The organism is Sphingomonas sp. GW821-FHT10F09 (assembly GCF_058809195.1).
Window position 1 is genome coordinate 1 of the sequence record NZ_JBXASI010000016.1, and the last position, 773, is coordinate 773.

General features: G+C 64.8%; 1 protein-coding gene. It reads left to right on the plus strand.

The window, feature by feature from the left end; all coding sequences use genetic code 11:
• Positions 1-601 (plus strand): IS21-like element helper ATPase IstB (istB, locus tag AC1RTO_RS19300; RefSeq protein WP_493162460.1); only part of this gene is annotated, 601 nt, incomplete at its 5' end.
• Positions 602-773 lie beyond the last annotated feature (172 nt).

Below are 773 nucleotides of genomic sequence, written 5' to 3' on the forward strand. Positions count from 1 at the left end.
GCTCCGTGCCGAGGCAACCCACCGCCATGCAGCGTCAGTCCGCTACCGGATGTCGGCGGCCAGATTGCCGGCGGTGAAGGACCTCGACACCTTCGTCTTCGACGGCACGCCCATCAACGAGGGGCTCGTACGCTTGCTACACAGCGGCTCGTTCCTGGCGGGCCAGCGCAACGTCGTGCTGGTCGGTGGAACGGGCACCGGCAAGACGCATCTCGCTAGCGCCATCACAGCCAATGTCGTGCGGGAGGGCGCCCGCGGGTACTATTTCAACACGGTCGATCTGGTGAACCGGCTTGAGGAGGAGAACCGCCTCGGCAAAGCCGGCGCGCTCGCAAAACAGCTCTCCCGCCTCGATGTCGTGGTGCTGGACGAGCTCGGCTATCTGCCTTTCGCCCGCTCAGGCGGTCAACTGCTCTTCCATCTGGTGAGCAAGCTCTACGAACGCACCTCTGTCATCGTCACGACAAACCTGGCCTTTGGCGAGTGGCCCACCGTCTTCGGCGACCCCAAGATGACCACCGCGCTACTCGACCGCATTACCCACCATTGCGACATCGTCGAGACCGGCAACGACAGCTGGCGCTTCAAGCATCGCAGCTGACGCCCAGAGCCACCGGCAGAAGATGCTTCGCGCTGGTCGCGCCTCCGGTCGGGCTACGCCCGCCCTACGCCGCGACCAGCGCGAGGGACACACCCGCATACCCGTCACACCGCTCGACGAAGGGGTCCCTTTTGGACGCCGATAGGGGGTCCTTTTTGGACGCCGATTGACA